This window comes from Bartonella sp. AA81SXKL, assembly GCF_042196945.1.
In the GTDB taxonomy this organism is placed as follows: domain Bacteria; phylum Pseudomonadota; class Alphaproteobacteria; order Rhizobiales; family Rhizobiaceae; genus Bartonella.
Window position 1 is genome coordinate 1 of sequence record NZ_JBHIRH010000205.1, and the last position, 756, is coordinate 756.

Consider the following 756-nt stretch of genomic DNA (forward strand, 5'->3'; position numbering starts at 1 on the left):
TACAAGATCCTAAATATTCGCTTAATCCATTAGTGCGTATTGGGGATCAGATCATGGAGGCGTATTGTATTCATCATCGTGTTTCAAAAGTTGAGGCACGGGAAAAAACAATTTCTATGTTGGAATCCGTTCATATTCGTGATCCAGAACATGTGATGAGGCTCTTTCCTCATGAAATATCAGGTGGTATGGGGCAGCGGGTGATGATTGCTATGATGCTTAGTCCTGAACCTGATTTAATTATCGCCGATGAGCCAACTTCTGCACTTGATGTTACGGTGAGATGTCAAGTTTTGTCAGTGTTAGATGAACTTGTAACAAAGTCTGGGACAGGACTTATTTTTATTAGCCATGATTTGAATATGATTGCTGATTTTTGTGATCGTGTTTTGGTGATGTATGCCGGTCGGGTATTAGAGGAATTGCCTGCGCGTGATTTATCTTGCGCTTGTCATCCCTATACTAAAGCTTTACTAGCTAGTTTGCCACGGCTTGATAATCCTGTTGACGTTTTAGCTGTTCCTGAACGCGATCCTAATTGGTTGCATAATCCTACGATTGTTAATGGTGTTGAAGGAGTTACTTCGTGACCAATTGTGACAATATACTCGATATTTCTAATTTATCTGTAACCTTTGGGCATAAGCACAAGGCAGTAACGGTTGTAAAAAATGTTAATTTTCATATTAAGCGTGGTGAAGCTTATGGTTTGATTGGTGAATCCGGATGTGGAAAATCAACCATTTTGAATACATT

General features: G+C 39.4%; 2 protein-coding genes. Both read left to right on the forward strand.

The features are described 5' to 3' along the window. Positions 1-590, forward strand: a 590-nt coding sequence (locus ACFINZ_RS10610; RefSeq protein WP_375701495.1) for an ATP-binding cassette domain-containing protein, incomplete at its 5' end; no start/stop codon positions are given. Continuing rightward, positions 587-756: ATP-binding cassette domain-containing protein (locus ACFINZ_RS10615; RefSeq protein ID WP_375701496.1), on the forward strand; the 170-nt coding region annotated here is incomplete at its 3' end. The genes ACFINZ_RS10610 and ACFINZ_RS10615, both read left to right, overlap by 4 nt.